Annotated in this window: 1 rRNA gene; it reads left to right on the forward strand. The window is 51.9% G+C overall.

Features of this window, described 5'->3' with window-relative positions:
• Positions 1 to 65: 65 nt before the first annotated feature.
• Positions 66 to 1596, forward strand: a 16S ribosomal RNA gene (locus tag INF28_RS12675).
• The last annotated feature ends 41 nt before the right edge of the window (positions 1597 to 1637 follow it).

Raw genomic sequence — 1637 nt, forward strand, 5'->3', positions numbered from 1 at the left:
AAAGAGCTGAGAAGCGATCGATTACGAGTATATAGGCAAAGCGAAAGCTTTGAGTATATAACAATATAATCGAGAGTTTGATCCTGGCTCAGGACGAACGCTGGCGGCGTGCCTAACACATGCAAGTCGAGCGAGAATCATTAAGTGGAATTTTTCGGAATGAAGCATAATGAGGAAAGCGGCGGACGGGTGAGTAACGCGTGAGTAACCTGCCTTTAGGAGGGGGACAACAGTTGGAAACGACTGCTAATACCGCATAACATTGTTTTTCCGCATGGGAGAGCAATCAAAGTATTTTCGCCTAAAGATGGACTCGCGTCTGATTAGCTAGTTGGTGGGGTAAAGGCCTACCAAGGCGACGATCAGTAGCCGAACTGAGAGGTTGATCGGCCACATTGGGACTGAGACACGGCCCAGACTCCTACGGGAGGCAGCAGTGGGGGATATTGCGCAATGGGGGCAACCCTGACGCAGCAACGCCGCGTGAAGGAAGAAGGTTTTCGGATCGTAAACTTCTTTAAGTGTGGAAGAAGATGACGGTACACACAGAATAAGCCACGGCTAACTACGTGCCAGCAGCCGCGGTAATACGTAGGTGGCGAGCGTTGTCCGGATTTACTGGGTGTAAAGGGCGTGTAGGCGGGCAGTCAAGTCAGATGTGAAATACCGGGGCTTAACCCCGGAGCTGCATTTGAAACTGACAGTCTTGAGTGCCGGAGAGGAAAGCGGAATTCCTAGTGTAGCGGTGAAATGCGTAGATATTAGGAGGAACACCAGTGGCGAAGGCGGCTTTCTGGACGGTAACTGACGCTGAGGCGCGAAAGCATGGGGAGCAAACAGGATTAGATACCCTGGTAGTCCATGCCGTAAACGATGGATACTAGGTGTAGGAGGTATCGACCCCTTCTGTGCCGGAGTAAACACAATAAGTATCCCACCTGGGGAGTACGACCGCAAGGTTGAAACTCAAAGGAATTGACGGGGGCCCGCACAAGCAGTGGAGTATGTGGTTTAATTCGAAGCAACGCGAAGAACCTTACCAGGGCTTGACATCCCACGCATAGTCTAGAGATAGATGAAGTCCTTCGGGACGTGGAGACAGGTGGTGCATGGTTGTCGTCAGCTCGTGTCGTGAGATGTTGGGTTAAGTCCCGCAACGAGCGCAACCCTTATTGCCAGTTACCATCATTAAGTTGGGGACTCTGGCGAGACTGCCGGTGACAAATCGGAGGAAGGTGGGGATGACGTCAAATCATCATGCCCCTTATGTCCTGGGCTACACACGTACTACAATGGCCGGCAACAAAGTGAAGCGAAGTCGCGAGGCGGAGCAAATCACAAAACCCGGTCCCAGTTCAGATTGTAGGCTGAAACTCGCCTATATGAAGTCGGAATTGCTAGTAATCGCGGATCAGCATGCCGCGGTGAATACGTTCCCGGGCCTTGTACACACCGCCCGTCACACCATGAGAGTCGATAACACCCGAAGTCTGTAGTCTAACCGCAAGGGGGACGCAGCCGAAGGTGGGATTGATAATTAGGGTGAAGTCGTAACAAGGTAGCCGTATCGGAAGGTGCGGCTGGATCACCTCCTTTCTAAGGAGAAAGTTTGGTGCGAAAGCGGCTTGATTGGAAAG

This window comes from Ructibacterium gallinarum (genome assembly GCF_014982785.1).
GTDB lineage: Bacteria > Bacillota > Clostridia > Monoglobales > Monoglobaceae > Ructibacterium > Ructibacterium gallinarum.